Annotated in this window: 17 protein-coding genes; 7 read left to right on the plus strand and 10 right to left on the minus strand. The window is 60.0% G+C overall.

Features of this window, described 5'->3' with window-relative positions; genetic code table 11:
- The first annotated feature begins 161 nt into the window (after positions 1–161).
- Together BLL36_RS06200 and BLL36_RS06205 are read left to right on the plus strand one after the other, a co-directional pair.
- Entirely contained in the window at positions 162–4,934 is a 4,773-nt protein-coding gene (locus BLL36_RS06200) for an RHS repeat-associated core domain-containing protein (protein WP_076951001.1), read from the plus strand.
- Positions 4,931–5,341: a hypothetical protein gene (locus BLL36_RS06205; protein ID WP_076950596.1), complete on the plus strand. Its 411-nt coding sequence runs from the start codon at positions 4,931–4,933 to the stop codon at positions 5,339–5,341. The genes BLL36_RS06200 and BLL36_RS06205 overlap by 4 nt, the downstream gene beginning before the upstream one ends.
- A gap of 156 nt (positions 5,342–5,497) precedes the next feature.
- On the opposite strand, the gene BLL36_RS06215 is transcribed toward BLL36_RS06205, so the two are convergent.
- Positions 5,498–6,085, minus strand: coding sequence for an NUDIX domain-containing protein (locus BLL36_RS06215; protein ID WP_076950597.1), 588 nt, complete (start codon positions 6,083–6,085; stop codon positions 5,498–5,500).
- 182 nt (positions 6,086–6,267) lie between these two features.
- Here BLL36_RS06215 and BLL36_RS06220 point away from each other — a divergent pair, with 182 nt between their 5' ends.
- Entirely contained in the window at positions 6,268–7,194 is a 927-nt protein-coding gene (locus BLL36_RS06220; protein ID WP_076950598.1) for an alpha/beta hydrolase, read from the plus strand.
- Positions 7,195–7,370: 176 nt separating this feature from the next.
- Here BLL36_RS06220 and BLL36_RS06225 read toward each other — a convergent pair whose 3' ends face one another.
- From BLL36_RS06225 to BLL36_RS06240, 4 genes are all read right to left on the minus strand, one after another.
- On the minus strand, positions 7,371–8,546 hold the full coding sequence (locus BLL36_RS06225; RefSeq protein ID WP_076950599.1) for an alpha-hydroxy acid oxidase: 1,176 nt from the start codon (positions 8,544–8,546) through the stop codon (positions 7,371–7,373).
- 95 nt (positions 8,547–8,641) lie between these two features.
- Positions 8,642–9,364, minus strand: a complete 723-nt coding sequence (locus BLL36_RS06230) for a DUF72 domain-containing protein (RefSeq protein ID WP_162279234.1) — start codon at positions 9,362–9,364, stop codon at positions 8,642–8,644.
- On the minus strand, positions 9,361–9,792 hold the full coding sequence (locus BLL36_RS06235; protein WP_076950600.1) for a DNA methylase: 432 nt from the start codon (positions 9,790–9,792) through the stop codon (positions 9,361–9,363). The genes BLL36_RS06230 and BLL36_RS06235 overlap by 4 nt, the downstream gene beginning before the upstream one ends.
- A gap of 2 nt (positions 9,793–9,794) precedes the next feature.
- The gene (locus BLL36_RS06240; protein WP_076950601.1) at positions 9,795–10,019 is read right to left on the minus strand and encodes a hypothetical protein; all 225 of its coding nucleotides are present in this window, start codon (positions 10,017–10,019) and stop codon (positions 9,795–9,797) included.
- 194 nt (positions 10,020–10,213) lie between these two features.
- On the opposite strand from BLL36_RS06240, the gene BLL36_RS06245 reads away from it, so the two are divergent.
- Positions 10,214–10,717, plus strand: a complete 504-nt coding sequence (locus tag BLL36_RS06245; protein ID WP_076950602.1) for a DUF4142 domain-containing protein — start codon at positions 10,214–10,216, stop codon at positions 10,715–10,717.
- A gap of 30 nt (positions 10,718–10,747) precedes the next feature.
- Positions 10,748–11,308 carry a type 1 glutamine amidotransferase domain-containing protein gene (locus BLL36_RS06250; RefSeq protein WP_076950603.1) on the plus strand — a complete coding sequence of 187 codons (561 nt, stop codon included), beginning with the start codon at positions 10,748–10,750 and terminating at the stop codon, positions 11,306–11,308.
- A gap of 135 nt (positions 11,309–11,443) precedes the next feature.
- On the opposite strand, the gene BLL36_RS06255 is transcribed toward BLL36_RS06250, so the two are convergent.
- On the minus strand, positions 11,444–11,650 hold the full coding sequence (locus tag BLL36_RS06255) for a PLDc N-terminal domain-containing protein (RefSeq protein WP_076950604.1): 207 nt from the start codon (positions 11,648–11,650) through the stop codon (positions 11,444–11,446).
- Between the two features lie 266 nt (positions 11,651–11,916).
- Here BLL36_RS06255 and BLL36_RS06260 point away from each other — a divergent pair, with 266 nt between their 5' ends.
- A complete protein-coding gene (locus tag BLL36_RS06260; RefSeq protein WP_076950605.1) occupies positions 11,917–12,393 on the plus strand; it encodes a hemerythrin domain-containing protein in 477 nt (158 codons plus the stop codon).
- A 91-nt stretch (positions 12,394–12,484) separates the two neighbouring features.
- Positions 12,485–12,775: a hypothetical protein gene (locus tag BLL36_RS06265; RefSeq protein WP_076950606.1), complete on the plus strand. Its 291-nt coding sequence runs from the start codon at positions 12,485–12,487 to the stop codon at positions 12,773–12,775.
- Here the strand turns inward: BLL36_RS06265 and BLL36_RS06270 are convergent.
- From BLL36_RS06270 to nrdD, 4 genes are all read right to left on the minus strand, one after another.
- On the minus strand, positions 12,764–12,973 hold the full coding sequence (locus BLL36_RS06270; RefSeq protein WP_076950607.1) for a DUF3079 domain-containing protein: 210 nt from the start codon (positions 12,971–12,973) through the stop codon (positions 12,764–12,766). The two genes, BLL36_RS06265 and BLL36_RS06270, sit on opposite strands and share 12 nt — an antisense overlap.
- 297 nt (positions 12,974–13,270) lie before the next feature.
- A complete protein-coding gene (locus BLL36_RS06275) occupies positions 13,271–14,890 on the minus strand; it encodes a methyl-accepting chemotaxis protein (RefSeq protein WP_076950608.1) in 1,620 nt (539 codons plus the stop codon).
- A gap of 67 nt (positions 14,891–14,957) precedes the next feature.
- The gene (locus BLL36_RS06280; protein ID WP_076950609.1) at positions 14,958–15,653 is read right to left on the minus strand and encodes an anaerobic ribonucleoside-triphosphate reductase activating protein; all 696 of its coding nucleotides are present in this window, start codon (positions 15,651–15,653) and stop codon (positions 14,958–14,960) included.
- On the minus strand, positions 15,650–15,805 hold the full coding sequence (gene nrdD / locus BLL36_RS31465; RefSeq protein ID WP_076950610.1) for an anaerobic ribonucleoside-triphosphate reductase: 156 nt from the start codon (positions 15,803–15,805) through the stop codon (positions 15,650–15,652). Before nrdD ends, BLL36_RS06280 begins: the two co-directional genes overlap by 4 nt.
- Positions 15,806–15,830 lie beyond the last annotated feature (25 nt).

Genomic DNA, 15,830 nt, shown 5'->3' on the forward strand with positions numbered 1-15,830 from the left:
GCTTGGGGGAGGACGAGCGATGTCGAAGCGTCCCACGTTACGGCCGGATTAGCTCTACTGCCCTGCTCCGGGAACCTCTGCAAAGTCCCTCGCCTGAATACACAGTGCGAGGGATTGCAGATGATGTTTTTTGTATGGGCCCCGGTGGGTGGGGCTGCCTCTTGATTCCGGTTATCGGCAAGTTCGTCCTGTCCCCCATGGACGCCAAGAAGCCGGACGTCGGCAGCGTTTTTCGCGACTTGCGCCAGTGCCTGAACACCTTTGACGCATGGGCCGAGAGTTTCTGGACGGGTTCGGCGCTGGAAGTGGAGCAGGTGTTCAAGGTGGGCGACGAGGTCTCCCTTGTCGCTCCCGCGTCGTCTAAAGAACCCAGTCGCACGGTTGCACAGTGCAAGGCTCAGGGCTCGCTGACGCTGGTGCACATGTTCGAGAGCACGCGGTTTGTGCCCATCGGCAACACGCCGGTGATGCTGCAGGCAATTGCTGCGGATGGCAGTCCGATAGGTGCGCCGCTCCATCGAATGATTGGCCCCAGCGGCATTCTTCACATCAACGATTGCACCCGCGATCAGCCATACCAGATCACCTTTTATCCCAACGTTTCCAAGGATCACGTCAAGGCGCTGTATGCGTCTTATCAGTCGCTGATCGCGGGGCTGGACGAGCGTCTGCGCGAAGAATGGAAGAAGACCTTCAAGCCGCAATGGGACGAGTTTGCCAACGCCACGCCTTTCGAGCGCAGCGCCATGCAAGGGTTGGCGTTCTCGACCGGGATTGGCAAGGCGCTCTACCACCTTTGGGACGATCTCACGCAGCTGTATGAACTGCTGGCGGACCTCAAGGCGAACAGCGAGAAGCTGCTGCATTACCTCTCCCAGGCCGAACTCGATGAACTGCTGAAGCTGGGCAAGGACGCCGTTGCCAAAGGCCTGCTGGTGCTCAGCGATGAGCCGCTGTTGTTCATCTACCTGTCAGCCATGGTGGCCTGGATACGCCTGCTGCCGCCGCCGCAGATGTACGAGTTGCTGGGCGAGATCACCGGCGAGGTGCTGATCAATCTGTTCCTGGCCTGGGCGACGCGGGGCATGGGGGTGCAGGTTCGGCTGGGGGTTCAGACGCTGGGGCCTATCAAGTCCGGGTGGGTGCGCACTTGGTTGCAGAGGTTGGCGGATCAGCTTGTGGGGCCTGGGTTGGAGCCGCATGTGGAAGTGGCCAAGCCGTTGCTGCTGGGGAGCGCGGCGACGCCGATCAAGGCCGTGCCGGTTGCGCCGTTGAAGGCTGGGGATCAGCTGGTTTCCAACCCGGTGCCGGTGGTGCGCAACAAGTCACAGCGGACGGTGTTGGTGCGGCAGGAACATGTCGACGATGTGCCTGCTGTTGCTAAGAATCCGGCGGGGGATGCGGCTGATTCTTCGGATAAAACCGTGACCAATGGCTGCCCGGTGTCGATGGTCACGGGCGAGGAATTGCTGACGCTGACCGATGGGGTGCTGGACGGGGTTTTGCCGTTTGAGTGGACACGCTTGTACCGCACCAGTGCGGTGGAAATCGACTGCGGGTTGGGGTTTGGTTGGAGTCATTCTTTAGCGCATCGGCTTAGTGTTTCCGGTGATTCGGTGGTGTGGGTCGATCATGAGAACCGGTCGACCACCCTGCCCTTGCCGTCTGCTGCTCGGCCGGCGATTACCAATAGCCTGGCGGAAGCTGCGATCTATTTGGGGGCGTTGCCAGGTGAATTGGTGCTGGCCCAGGCATCGCGTTTCTACCACTTTCGCGACGGCGTACTGACGGCGATCAGCGATGCGTATGACAACCGGCTGCGGATTTCCCGAGATTTTTTGGGGCGCATTGAGCGGCTGGATAACGGTGTCGGGCGGTCGTTGTTTTTGCGCTATGCGTCGGGCCGCATCGTGGCGGTGGATTACCAGATTGAGCGGGCGGTGGACGACGGTCCGTTTGTCTGGGTGACCGAACAGAACATTGTTTCCTACGCCTATGACGACCTTGGACGGTTGGTTTCGGCGACCAATGCCGTAGGCGAAAGTGAGGTTTATCGGTACGACGAGCAGCATGTCATTCTTGAGCGTGGGTTGGCCGGTGGAGCGAGTTTTTACTGGGAGTGGGAGCGGACTGGCAAAGCGGCGCGGTGTGTCCGGCACTGGGCAAGTTTCTCGCAGATGGACACGCGGTATGTCTGGGATGACAACGGCAGCGTCACGGTGTTTAACGCCGATGGCAGTCAGGAAGTCTACCTGCACGATGATCGTGCGCGGCTGGTGCAGCGCATCGACCCGGATGGCGCCCAACACTTCAAATCCTACGATGACAAAGGTCGGCTGGCGGTTGAGCAAGACCCGCTCGGAGCAATCACGGCGTATCAGTACGACGACGCCGGGCGTTTGGTGGCGTTGTTTCCAGGAGATGACGAGCCGACGACCTACGAGCATGACAACGGTTTCGTACGGGTGGTGCGACGTGGCGAAGCGGTTTGGAAATATGAGCGTAATGACCACGGCGACGTTACGCGCAGGACCGATCCTGACGGCAATTGCACGTACTACACCTACAACAAACACGGCCTACTGATTGGCGTGTGGTACCCCGATCACAGCTGTCATCGCTTGGTATGGAATGCGCGTGGCCAGTTACTTGAAGAGCAGTTGCCCGATGGCGACATCAAGCGTTATCGCTATGACGACCTGGGCCGGAAAGTCGCATCTGAGGAAAAATACGGCGCCCTGACCCGCTACCAATGGGACAGCGTGGGAAGGTTGATTCGGGTGGCGCTGCCGGGCGGTGCAACGCGCAAATACAGCTACAACCCCTACGGAAAAATCACCTCCGAACGCGATGAACTGGATCACGTCACCCGCTACGAATATGCCGACGGTTTACACCTGATCAGCCGCCGCATCAACGCCGATGGCACCCAGGTCACATACCGTTACAACAACGCCCGGCTGTTGCTGACCGAGATCGAAAACGAAGCCGGCGAGACCTACCGACTCGATTACCACGCCAACGGCCTCATCCAACAGGAAGTCGGGTTTGACGGGAAACGCGCCACCTACGTTTACGACCTCAACGGCAATCTGCAGGAAAAGACCGAACACGGCGACGACGACAGTCAGCTAATCACCCGCTACGAACGCGACCATGCCGGACGCGTCGTCAGAAAAACCCTGCCCGACGGCAACATCATCGATTACGCCTACGACCGCCAAGGCAATCTCCTCAGCGTCGACGATGGCCACTGGGCGCTGGCCTACGAATACGACCCGCAAAACCGCCTCACCGCCGAACACCAAGGCTGGGGCACCCTGCGCTACGGCTACGACGCCTGCGGCCAACTGAAGAACCTGCGCCTGCCGGACAACAACCGACTGGCGTTCAACTACAGCAAAGGCGGCCAGCTCAAGAAAGTAGCGCTAAATGGCCAAGCACTCACCGAGCACCAATTCGATGCTGGTCGAGAACGCAACAGAGGCCAAGGCAAGCTGCTCAGCAGCTACCAATATGACGACCAGGGGCGCTTGTTCAACCACGGCCTGTGCGACATAGACGGTGCGGTTTGCCAACGCCAATACGACTACGATAAGCACGGCAACCTCACCCGCCTGCGCGACAGCCGTAAAGGCGAACACCGCTACCACTACGACCCTCTAAACCGTCTAACCCGCGCCGACCATTCACAGGGCGAACAGGAACGCTTCGCCCACGACCCGGCCGGCAACCTGCTCATGCAAGACCGCCCCGGCCCCGACATCGTCGCCGGCAACCGCCTGATGATCCAGGGCGACCGTCATTACGACTACGACGCCTTCGGCAACCTCATCCGCGAACGACGCGGCAAAGGCCAACAACTCGTCACCGAATACCGCTACGACTGCCAGCACCGGCTGATCAGCATCACCCAACCCAACGGAAAAACCGCCAGCTACCGCTACGACCCGTTTGGCCGCCGCATCAGCAAAACCGTCGACGGCATCACCACCGAGTTCTTCTGGCAAGGTGACAAACTCATCGCCGAACACCACGCGGACCGCCACCGCAGTTACCTCTACGAACCGGACAGCTTCCGGCCGTTGGCCCTACTGGAAGGCTTCGGCCCAAAAGAAACCAAGCCCTACCACTACCAACTCGATCACCTCGGCACGCCACAGGAACTCACCGCGCCGGACGGCGAAATCGTGTGGTCCGCGCATTACCGTGCCTATGGCGAAATTAGCCGCCTAGACATAGGAAAAGTCGACAACCCGCTGCGCTTCCAGGGTCAGTACTTCGATCAAGAAAGCGGCCTGCACTACAACCGCCACCGCTACTACAATCCGGACATTGGTCGCTACCTGACGCCAGATCCGGTGAAGTTGGCGGGTGGGATCAACGCTTACCAATACGCGCACAACCCTACGGGCTGGGTTGATCCACTGGGTTTGAGCCCCTGCCCAGGCGGGGACGGATGCAAACCGCAATCAACGGTAGAGAACCCAACCGAGCAATTGAGCGTTGATGAGCGGTCTCCATCAATACCTCAGCAAAAACGAGGATATCTGTATCGCGGGGATTCAAGAGAACCCGATGAAATATTTGAAACCGGATTCGAAAGCAGAGGGACGAGTACTGATCTCTATCTGCACTCTTTAAACAATGCCAGTCCTCCCAGCAACTTCGTCCCCACCTCCACCTCGAGGGCGCAGGCATTGGTATTTGCGTCAAGCTACGGGTTTGAAGAGGGATTTCTCTACACGCTTAAAAAAATCCCAGGAAGAGACGTAAACAAAGAACTTGGGACACGCTCCAAACACAAAAATGAAGCAGAAATTGCAGTTCCGGGGCGTATAGAATCAAAAGACATTTTAGGGGCATCACCCGTCAATGAAGATGGCACCTTCAAGGGGTACACGATATTGAATCCTAATAGGACATACCCATGAAATCACGTGAGATCACCCTCATCAAAAACGGTATCCGTGAAAACGCAGTGGTCGAATACGAAGCGGGCAAGCCAACCCTTAACTTACTGCTGAACAACGGGCTGCGTAAAACCTATACCGCACTCGATCTGTACGACAGCTTCGGCCTGATGAGAGCCGATTTGAAAGACATCCAATTCTTGTGCAAGGGCGCCAGGATCAATGTGCATACATCCGGCATGTCTTCCCATATGTCAAATGGCCTTGTCGCTTATGAGCTGACGATGGGACAGCCAGACGGTGAACTTGTCCATATCTTTGCCTACGAAGAAGTTGATCTGACCAACGACATACAGGAGCAACATGACTTCTGTCTGCGCTGGGCAGAATCGTTCCAGGAACAGCGATATGGTTCAGGGTCTATGTAGTAAGCATTCCATGTGATCGTTCCCACGCTCCGCGTGGTAACGCATCCCGTGACGCTCTGCGTCACACGGCGGGACGCGGAGCGTCCCAGGCGGCATTCCCACGCGGAGCGTGGGAACGATCAATGGCAACGCCGGTTTGCCCGGGAGAATACGGGTTTACCATCCCTCTTTGAGCATCCGCAATTCCAGGTGTTGCAGGAGCATGATGGTCTTCCCATCCACAATTTCACCGCCCTGCACCATGCCCAACGCCTGCTCGAAACCCAACTCCAGCACCTCGATATCCTCCCCCTCTTCCGCCAACCCGCCACCGCCGCCAACCCGATCCCCAGGTTGATATTCACCGATAAAAAAATGAACCCGCTCCGTCACCGAACCCGGGCTCATGAACGCCGCGTAGACCTTCTCCACATGCCTCACGCGGTAGCCGGTTTCCTCTTCCGCTTCCAGGCGGATACGTTCCTCGGGGCTGGCATTGTCGAGCAACCCGGCCGCCGCTTCGATCAGGTAGCCGTGGTAATCATTGACGAAGGTGGGCATGCGGAACTGGCGAATCAGCAATACCGTGCGCTGCTCGCGGTTGTACAGCAGGATGGTCGCGCCATTACCGCGGTCGTATACCTCGCGGGTCTGGGCTTGCCAACTGCCGTCGCGGCGGCGCAGGTCGAAGCTGTATTTTTTCAGCAGGTACCAGTTTTCCGAGAGTGTCTCTTCGGCAGTGATGCGAACGGGGCTGTTGTCCATGATCAGTCCTTGGCTCAAAGGAGCCAGAGCATGTCGTGGGGGCGGCGTCAGCGTCAAGGTGACGGCTCGCTTGCGAAGCTGTAACACTTTGCAAGCAATCCCCGTATACGGCTGTCGTATTAATTCCTGCCCGTGGGGGCCATCTGGTAAAACCCCTGCTTCACCTTTTCCCTGGAACCTTCATGTCCTCTCGTTTTTTCTCGCGCCTGAGCCTGCGCTGGTTTCCCCTCCTGTGCATGGCATTGTTGATCGTCGGCCTGCCGGTGGGCTGCGCCATGCTGCAGCACAAGGAGCGTGAACTGGTGTTTCGCATCGAACCGGGTAACGCCAGTTGGTACAGCGGCTTGCCCAAGGCCGTGCAGGAATTCGAACTGAAGCCGGCCAGTTTCAAGTCGGGGCAAACGATTCATGGCTGGTGGTACCCGGCAGACAACAAGGACGCACCCGCCATCCTCTACCTGCACGGCGTGCGCTGGAACCTGACCGGGCAGTTGTTCCGCATCGAGCAATTGCACGCCCTGGGCTATTCGGTGCTGGCCATCGATTATCGCGGGTTTGGCCAGAGCCACGGCGAGCTGCCGTCGGAAACCACCGTGTATGAGGACGCGCGCATCGCCTGGGAACGTTTCCAGGTGCTGCAGCCGGACCCCGGCAAACGCCTGATCTACGGGCATTCCCTGGGCGGCGCGGTGGCCATCGACCTGGCTGCCGAGCTGGGCAGGCAAACGCCGCTGCCGGTGCGCGGGCTGGTGATCGAATCCACTTTTACTTCCCTTGGAGACGTGGCCACGGCGGTGGCAAACACCTCGCTGCCCGTGCGTTGGCTGCTGTCACAGAAGTTCGATTCCATCGACAAGATTGCCGATATCCATATGCCGCTACTGGTGGTCCACGGCCTGGACGACCGCTACGTACCACCGCGCTTCAGCCAGCAGCTGTTTGAAGCCGCCCAGGAACCCAAGCGCCTGCTGTTGGTGCCCGGCGCCAGCCATAACAACAGCATGAGCCTGGCCGGCCGCAGTTATGGCCAGGCGCTGGACAAGTTGATGCACGTGAAGATGCCGCCTGACGTGGTCACGCACTCCAGAAGCCGCGACGGCGACTCGTAAAACGCTTTTCGGCACTGGGTTCGCGCTTGCCTGTCAAGCTCAAACCCAGCCCATGCTGGGTCAAAACAAAAGTTGATCAAATAATGACCTCGGCTTAGATCGCCAACCCTGCCGGGGCTTCACAAAGTTATCCACAGAGATACCCACGGTTTCCGTGGACAACTCTTTTTATATTTTTACGATTTTTTTGCTCGGTCAACCGTTTCTGGAAAGGTACCCGGCAACAAAATCTCGCGATTCACATCGCGTATATCGTTATACCCACACAGCGCCATCGACACGTCCAACTCACGGGCGATGATGTCAAGTGCCTTGGTCACGCCCGCCTCGCCCATCGCACCCAAGCCATACAGGTGCGCGCGGCCGATCATGGTGCCTTTGGCACCCAGGGCCATCGCCTTGAGCACGTCCTGGCCGGAACGAATGCCACCATCAAGCCACACCTCAATGCGCTCGCCCACCGCTTCCACGATCGCCGGCAGTTGGCTGATGCTCGACGGTGCACCATCCAGTTGGCGCCCACCGTGATTGCTCACCACCAATGCATCGGCACCGGAATTGGCGGCCAGGCGCGCATCGTCCACATCGAGGATGCCCTTGATGATCAACTTGCCGCCCCAGCATTTCTTGATCCACTCCACATCGTCCCAACTCAAGCGCGGGTCGAACTGTTGAGCGGTCCAGGAAGACAGTGAGCTCATGTCGGCCACCCCTTTGACATGCCCGACGATATTGCCGAAGCCATGGCGCCGGGTGCCGAGCATGCCCATCACCCAGCGGGGTTTGGTGGCCATGTCGAGGATATTCGGCAAGGTCAGTTTGGGCGGCGCCGACAGCCCGTTGATCAGGTCCTTGTGGCGCTGCCCGAGGATCTGCAAGTCGAGGGTCAGCACCAAGGCATCCACGCCGGCCGCCTTGGCGCGTTCGATCAATTGCTCGATAAAGGCACGGTCACGCATCACATATAGCTGGAACCAGAAGGGCTTCCCGACGTGTTCAGCAATGTCTTCCAGGGAGCAGATGCTCATGGTCGACAAGGTGTAACGCAGGCCAAAGGCAGCGGCGGCACGGGCGGTGAGGATCTCGCCGTCGGCGTGCTGCATACCGGCCAACCCGGTCGGCGCCAGGGCCACCGGCATGGCCATGTCCTGGCCGATCATCGTCGCGCGGATCGATCGTTCATCAATATTGCGCGCCACCCGCTGGCGGAATTTGATACCGGCGAAATCGCTTTCATTGGCGCGGTAGGTGCTTTCAGTCCAGGAGCCGGAATCGGCGTAGTCGTAGAACATCCGTGGAACACGTTTTTGCGCCAGCCTGCGTAAATCTTCGATGGTGGTCATCAACGACATCGAGGTCACCTCTCCCTGAACTGAACGCTGAGAGTAGCCGCCCATCGGCTGCGCAACCAGCCATTACGCTCATATCGTTTAGACGACGTGGACGCCTATGAATGAAGGTCGAGTAAGCACAGGCCGTCGGACGTTGCATGGCCGCTGGCGGTGTTGTCGAAGATGCACCAAGTGGGAACGGAGTCCTGCACAGACCGGCTCAACAGCCGCGACAGTGCCTGCACCCGTTGCGGTCCATAAGCACTGTGGTAGATACGCGGCGATCCATGCAGGCGCCAATACCGCACGCCCTGCCAACCGGCCGGCGCGTCGCCCGTTTCGATCACCGGCGGGTCGGCGGCCACGCGGCCTATTTGCAAGTCCTGCAGCAGGCCTTCAGCGGCCAGCCAGCTCGGATGACGCGGTTCGAGCACCACATCGCCGGTAAAGCGCTGGCGCAAGGCCCTGAAAAAAACACTGGCCACCACCGGTTCGAAGTGCAGCGAAGGCGGTAATTGCACCAACAGGCAGCCAAGTTTCGCGCCCAAATGCACGCATTGAGCAAGAAACTCATCCAACGCTGTTTCGCAGCGCTGCAAGCGCAATTCATGGGTGATGCGCTTGGGCACCTTGACTGAGAAACGAAACGTCGGGGGCACCGATTGCCCCCAGCGCTCATAGGTCTTGGCCAAGTGCGGGCGATAAAACGAACTGTTGATTTCCACCGCATTGAAGCGTGAAGCGTAGCGCTGCAAGTGCGTGCCTTCACCGGCAAAGGCCGGCCAGGATTCACGCGGCAGGCTCCAGCCCGCACAGCCAATGTAAAGCGGTGCGGTCAAAACAGCACCTTGGCCGCATCGCGCATGAAAATCTCGATGGTCTTGGGCCCGACGCCGTCAAATTCAGCCAGGCGTTTTTCAAAGGCTTCAGGACTATCGCTGGCGTTGCGCATCCGGATGATGCTGCCGGCGTATTCGGCGTTGAGCTTGGCGCTGAGGTCGAGCAGGCGTTGCGCCGTGGTCTCGTCATAGCGCACGTAATGCGCACGGCCGAGCATGGCCACCAAGTCACGCGAGGTGCAATGCTGCAGTTTGCGCGCGGTGTCGCAACCTTGTTCTTCGACGATCACCTTGTAGGCCTGCGCCGCAATCGGCGCCTGGATACGCTTGCCCATCAGGAAACTGGCGATAAACCACTTGAACAGGCTGGCGTCATCTTCGCGCTGAAGCTCGATGCCCAGTTCGGACGCCGAAATAGCCTTGGCCATGTTCAGCGGTCCAGCTTGCGCTCGGCCTTGGTGGCCTGTTCATTGATCGCGTCGGTCTGGCGCTCGGTGTCCTTGATCGACGTGGGCGTGATCACTTTGTCGACGGTTTTGGTATCGGGATTCGGGTGTTCCAGGGTCTGCCCCTTCGACGGACGCTCGCTGCCTTTTTGCGTCTGCTCGGAGCTGATGGGGTCGGGGGTTTTGTCGGCGCGGTTGTGATCGGTCACGGTGCATCTCCTGGCAGTCAAAGCCCGCTAAAACAACGGGCAGCTATTGAGCAGAGCCCGGAGCATTTCGATAGTTCAAGTAAATTGCCCACCCCACCACTGGCGAAAAAAATCCAAAAAAAATTAAACCTTTTGCACAGCCCCCCGCTCAATTTTCAGGTAACGACATCACGTCATCCACAAGGAGATACACCATGACTACCAAGCTGATGAAACAGATGGGCCTGACTTTCGCACTGGTCGCCGGTTCGATTTCCGTCGCCATGGCGGCCACCTCCAATGACTTCGTCGACGAGGCGGCACAAAGCGGTATCACTGAAATCGAAGCCGGCAAGCTCGCGCTGCAAAAGAGCGGCTCGGCTGACGTGAAAACCTTCGCCCAGCACATGATTGATGACCACACCAAGGCCAACCAGGCGCTGATGGCGTTGGCGAAGAAGCACGACCTGGAAGTGCCGGACGAAGCAGCGCTGATGGACAAGGCCAAGAAAGCCATCCTCGAAATGCGCGACGAATCGTTCGACAAGGCCTACGCCAATAACCAAGTCAACGCCCATGAAAAAGCGGTCGAACTGTTCAAGAAAGAGTCCACTTCCTCGGACAACGCCGAGCTGAAGGCTTTCGCAACCGAGAAACTGCCGACCCTGGAACAGCACCTGCAAAAAGCCAAGGAGCTGCAAAGCAAGTACGCCAAGTAATTTCATTCACTGCACAGGAGGCATCCGAACATGAGTGCGCAACTCAACGGGAAGAAAATCCTGATCATCACGTCCAACACCGGCATCGAGCGCGATGAATTGCTCAAGCCCCTGGAAGCGCTGCGCGGTTTTGGCGCCACCGTGACCCATGGCTCCAGCAAAGGCGGGACTACCCAGACCTTTGTCGGCGACACCGAAAAGGACCAGACCGTGGAGTCCGACGTGCAATTGTCGGATGTGGTCAGCAAGGACTTTGACGCCCTGGTTATCCCAGGCGGGACGGTCAACGCCGACACCTTGCGTCAGGACGCAGCGGCGCTGCGCTTGATCAAGGACTTCGCCGAGGCCGGCAAGCCCATTGCCGCCATCTGCCATGGCCCGTGGACGCTGATCGATGCGGGCGTGGTCAAGGGCAAGACGCTGACCTCCTACAAGAGCGTACGCATCGACCTGGAAAACGCCGGCGCCGCCGGTTGGGTCGATGCCGAGGTCAAGCTGTGCACGGCCAATGGCTGGACGCTGATCACCTCGCGCACGCCGGACGATCTGCCGGCGTTTAACGAGGCGATTGCCAAGGCACTGGTTGGCTGAGCCGGCTGCGATGGAAAAACAACGCCCCGAATGATTCGGGGCGTTGTGCGTTACAAGCTGGCTGCAACCGAAACGAAACAGGCTCCGCATCTTGCGATACGGAGCCTGTTTGCAGGTTGCCGGGCGGGGCTTGCCTCAGCTCCTGCGGTGTTCCGGCATTTCACGCTTGGGCCCGAACATCGCCCAGGCAATCAGGCCGAACAACGGCACGAAGATCAATATGATCAGCCACAACCCTTTGGTCTCCCAGCCACCAGTGCTGCGCAAGACGACATTGATCGCCCACAATTCCAACAACAGCAGAATCACTGCCAAACCAATCCAGATATAGTGGATTTCCATGCTTCACCTCCTAGGTCGTATGCATTAGGTCAAATATTTGCCGCCAGGGTTCCATTAAATTTGCGACACCGCCGCTTCGTTGTGGAATGCAATGTCCCGCGCGGCCAACCATGCAACCTGCACGACCAGCGCCGCCTCAACACGAACATATCTAATTGATTTTAATGAATATTTATAAATAGGCAGAGTTGGTACACCTGATGCAGTACTCCCATGGACGAGGCGTGCATTTCGACACGCCCTGAGTTTTCCGTGAGGTGTCACCCATGAATGCCATTGACCTGCTCATCGCCGACCACGAACGCGTGAAGGCCCTGTTGACTCAATTGAGTGAGTCGACCGAACGCGGGGTTAAGAAACGTACTGAGCTGCTGGCCAAGCTGGAGATGGAAATCACCCTGCACACCAAGCTTGAAGAAGAAATCCTCTACCCGGCTTTCCGCAAAGCCGGCGGCAAGGAACAGGACATCATGTACCACGAAGCCAAGGAAGAGCATCGCACCGTGGACTCCCTGGTACTGCCGGACCTGAAGCAGACCGACCCGTCCACCACCGAGTTCTCGGGCCGCGTCAAAGTGGTCAAGGAGCTGCTCGAGCACCATATCGAGGAAGAGGAAAGCGAGATGTTCCCGCAGGCTAAAAAGCTGTTGGGCAAGGCGCAACTCGAAGAGCTGGGTGCCGAAATGGAAGCCATGAAGGCGGCGTACAAAAAGTCGCAGTCGGCCAAGCCGTTGGCGGCGTGACCCAGGCATGACCGGGGCCTGGAGATGATCCAGGCTTCGGGGCTATCCGAGTGTTATCAGACGAATTATCTACACGATAGGGGATTGCGTCATGAAGACCAGATCGTCCCAACGGATTTTGCTTATCGTCGGCCTGTCAGCCCTGCTCACCGGCCCCGCCCTCGCCGCCTTTGGCGACAACCCTGAACCTGCCGCGAACCTCTTGAGTGGTGACAGCGCCACCGGCTCCGCGCTGCCGCCGGGGAATTTTCCCAGCAGCCCCTCGGACAGCGACAAGAAAAGCAAAGACACCGACGAGCAGCCGCGCAAACCGGCTGAGCCGGCCCAGCCCCCTGAAGATTCCGAACAAGACAGCCAGTCAAAAACCCGATCAGGCAGCTGACGGCTCATCCGCAGTCGGCGGCTCGGGCGCGAGCCCCCAGTCGCCGTGTTCGTACCAGTCGTCACCAAGCATCTCTACCGGGTGCATGGTGCGGTCCGCGCCGTTGCCGCAGGCCAGGTCGGTCGCTGCGCAGTAGCGGTCACACCCCCAGCAGATGCGCTCGGGGTGTTTGGGATGCAAAGGAAAAGGCTTGGCCATGATGGGAGTCCTTGCCGGCGAACGGTGTGTTCACTTTAATCATGCAGCGCATGCCTGGCCTTGATCCGCGTCAAGCCAGGGCGATCGCGCACTGTTTCGGCCCTTTGGTTTGGTGTTGGCGCCTCAGGGTGGTGCGGCGCTGTCGATGTAGTGAGCGGGCTTGCCCCGCGCTGGGTGGCGAAGCCGCCCTAACAAAGGCACCTCCGTGTTGCAGCTATAACCGAGTCGGCTGGTTTTGGGGCGGCTTCGCCACCCAGCGCGGGGCAAGCCCGCTCACTACAGTTTGGAGAGTCGCCGCTAGACTTTGAACCGCCCCACCATCTGATGCAGTGTCCCCGCCATTCCGGCCAGGTCCTGCCCCGCCGTTTGCGTATGCATCGCCCCCTGCAACACTTGCTGCGACAGGTTGCGAATGCCCACCAGGTTGCGATCCACTTCCCGCGCCACCAGCGCCTGCTCTTCGGTGGCGCTGGCGATCAGCAGGTTGCGCTCATTGATCTGCGAGATGGACCGGGTGATTTCATCCAGTGCCTCGCCGGAGCGCTGCGCCACGCCGAGGGTGGCCTGGACCCGCTCGCTGCTGCTGTGCATGGCGGCCACCGCGTGCTCGGTGTCCTGGCGGATGTTGCCGATCATCTGTTCGATCTCCTGGGTCGACGCCTGCGTGCGATGCGCCAACGCGCGCACCTCATCGGCCACCACCGCGAACCCACGCCCGGCCTCGCCGGCACGGGCCGCTTCGATGGCGGCGTTGAGGGCCAGCAGGTTGGTCTGGTCGGCGATGCTGCGGATCACGTCCAGCACGCTGCTGATGTCCTGCACGCGCCCGGCCAGTTGCTGGATACGTTCGGAGGTTTCCACTACGCCGCTCGCCAGGGTGTTGATCGACGCCACGGTCTCCTGCACCTGGGCCCGGCCGCGGTGGGCGGTCTGTTCCGACAGGCGCGAGGCCTCGCTGGTGCTCACCGCATTGCGCGCCACTTCGTCCACGGCGGCGGTCATCTGGTTCACCGCCGTGGCCGCCTGTTCGATTTCCTGGCCCTGGGCCTGCAAGCTGCTGCTCGTCTGGCCGCTCACCGCACTCAGTTCTTCGGACGAACTGGCCACGCCGTCCACCGAGGCTGCGATGTGCCGCACCATCTGGTTGAGGCTCTGCTGCATCTGGTGCAGGTTGCGCATCACGCTGCCTTCGGCGCTGTTGCCCAGTGGCACCACAACGGTCAGGTCGCCCTGGGCAATATGGCTCAGCACGCGGGCGGCTTCGTCCGGCTCGCCACCCAAGGGCCGGATCACGCTGCGCGTGACGATCACGGCGGCAGCCACCACCAGGGCCATGCACAGCAGGAACAGCCCGAGCATGTTGCGCCGGGCCTCGTCGTACAGCACCTGCGCCGCCTGCTCGCGCTCGGCGAACAGGCGCCCTTGCATGGCCATCAACGCGTCCAGGCTCTTGAACACTTCCAGCTCGGCCGGCATCACCTGTTGCTTGAGCTGGGCCAGGCCCTGCTCGCGGGCGCCCTGTTTGATCAGCGCCTGCACCTGGGTGAAGGCGGCCACGTAGGTTTCGCGATGCGCCTTCAAGGTCGCGTAGGCGGCCTTGCCTTCGGCGGTGTCGAGCAGCGGCTCGAGGGTGGCGAACGCCTGGGTGATGCGCTGCCGCGTGGTGCCGATGGCTTCCTGGGCCTGGCTGTTGTCCTGGTCGATCAGCAGGTCGCGGGTGTTGCGGCCGTTATCGCGCACACCGGTGGCGATCACCATGATCGGTGCGATCCGGGGCCAGTCCTGCTGCACGATCTGCTCGGATTGCTGCTTGAGGGTTGCCAGGTCGTGCAAGGCATAGAACACCAGGCCGACCAGGGCCAACGGCGCAATCGCAAAGCCGATGACGATGCGTTGTGCCGTGGTTAACTGTTTCATTCTTAACATTCCTTGATGAACACCTGCCCAGCGTGGGCAGCATCTATTAACTCGCTGAGGGCACTGATCACCCACGCAATACAAAAGCGGGAAACAATTCGCGCAAGCGGCCCCATAACTCCGGCAATGCGGCCTGTAGCGGTGCACTCGGCAATTGCGTGTCGAGCATGCTGGCCGTGCGCACCATCTGCACGGCGAAGCGTTGCACGCCAAGGGCTTGCAAACGTTGGGCCAGCAGCAACAGGCGCGAGGGGTCGATCAGGTGCCAATGCACCGTGGTGCGGCATTCGTACTCCACGCCACTGGCAAGCAAGGCATCGAGGCTGCGCCAGTTGGCGGCGCCGCTGCCCCTGACTTGCGTAATCGACTGGCAGTCTTCGGCCAGCGCCTTGACGTCAAACCCGACCCAGTCGGCATGGCGCAACGCATGGGCAAACCCGCCCGGCTTGATTCCCGCGCTGTGCAGGCCGATGTGAAAACCCATCGCGCGCACTTCGTCCATGGCCGCCGGCAGGCCTTCCTGCAACGTCGGTTCACCCCCGCTGAACACCACCGCGTCGAGCAAGTCCCGGCGCCGTTGCAGGAACAGCAACACCCGGCGCCAATCCACCTCGGTGCTCGCGCGCGGCGGGATCAGGCCAGGGTTGTGGCAGTAACGGCAGCGCCAGGCACAACCCTGGCAGAACAGCACACAGGCGAGCATGCCGGGGTAGTCGAGGGTGGTCAGGGGCACCATGCCCCCGACCCGTAGCGCTCGACTCATTGGCGCCCGGCCGCAGCCGCCGTTTCAGTGAAGTGCACGCGCTCCTTGTGCTCGGACTGCTTGCCGGGGTTGAACGCCGACACCGGCCGGTGGTAACCCATCACGCGGGTCCAGATTTCGCAGCGCTGACGTTGTGGCTGGGATGCTTGCATGGTGGAACTCCTTGCGGGTTGGAAA

The organism is Pseudomonas cedrina subsp. cedrina (genome assembly GCF_001983175.1).
Taxonomy (GTDB): Bacteria; Pseudomonadota; Gammaproteobacteria; order Pseudomonadales; family Pseudomonadaceae; genus Aquipseudomonas; species Aquipseudomonas cedrina.

Coding starts and splice junctions, on each gene's coding strand:
- BLL36_RS06205 (WP_076950596.1), top strand. CDS start 4,931: ATGAAATCACGTGAGATCACCCTCATCAAAAACGGTATCCGTGAAAAC.
- BLL36_RS06215 (WP_076950597.1), bottom strand. CDS start 6,085: ATGGACAACAGCCCCGTTCGCATCACTGCCGAAGAGACACTCTCGGAA.
- BLL36_RS06220 (WP_076950598.1), top strand. CDS start 6,268: ATGTCCTCTCGTTTTTTCTCGCGCCTGAGCCTGCGCTGGTTTCCCCTC.
- BLL36_RS06225 (WP_076950599.1), bottom strand. CDS start 8,546: ATGTCGTTGATGACCACCATCGAAGATTTACGCAGGCTGGCGCAAAAA.
- BLL36_RS06235 (WP_076950600.1), bottom strand. CDS start 9,792: ATGGCCAAGGCTATTTCGGCGTCCGAACTGGGCATCGAGCTTCAGCGC.
- BLL36_RS06245 (WP_076950602.1), top strand. CDS start 10,214: ATGACTACCAAGCTGATGAAACAGATGGGCCTGACTTTCGCACTGGTC.
- BLL36_RS06250 (WP_076950603.1), top strand. CDS start 10,748: ATGAGTGCGCAACTCAACGGGAAGAAAATCCTGATCATCACGTCCAAC.
- BLL36_RS06255 (WP_076950604.1), bottom strand. CDS start 11,650: ATGGAAATCCACTATATCTGGATTGGTTTGGCAGTGATTCTGCTGTTG.
- BLL36_RS06260 (WP_076950605.1), top strand. CDS start 11,917: ATGAATGCCATTGACCTGCTCATCGCCGACCACGAACGCGTGAAGGCC.
- BLL36_RS06265 (WP_076950606.1), top strand. CDS start 12,485: ATGAAGACCAGATCGTCCCAACGGATTTTGCTTATCGTCGGCCTGTCA.
- BLL36_RS06270 (WP_076950607.1), bottom strand. CDS start 12,973: ATGGCCAAGCCTTTTCCTTTGCATCCCAAACACCCCGAGCGCATCTGC.
- BLL36_RS06275 (WP_076950608.1), bottom strand. CDS start 14,890: ATGAAACAGTTAACCACGGCACAACGCATCGTCATCGGCTTTGCGATT.
- BLL36_RS06280 (WP_076950609.1), bottom strand. CDS start 15,653: ATGAGTCGAGCGCTACGGGTCGGGGGCATGGTGCCCCTGACCACCCTC.
- nrdD (WP_076950610.1), bottom strand. CDS start 15,805: ATGCAAGCATCCCAGCCACAACGTCAGCGCTGCGAAATCTGGACCCGC.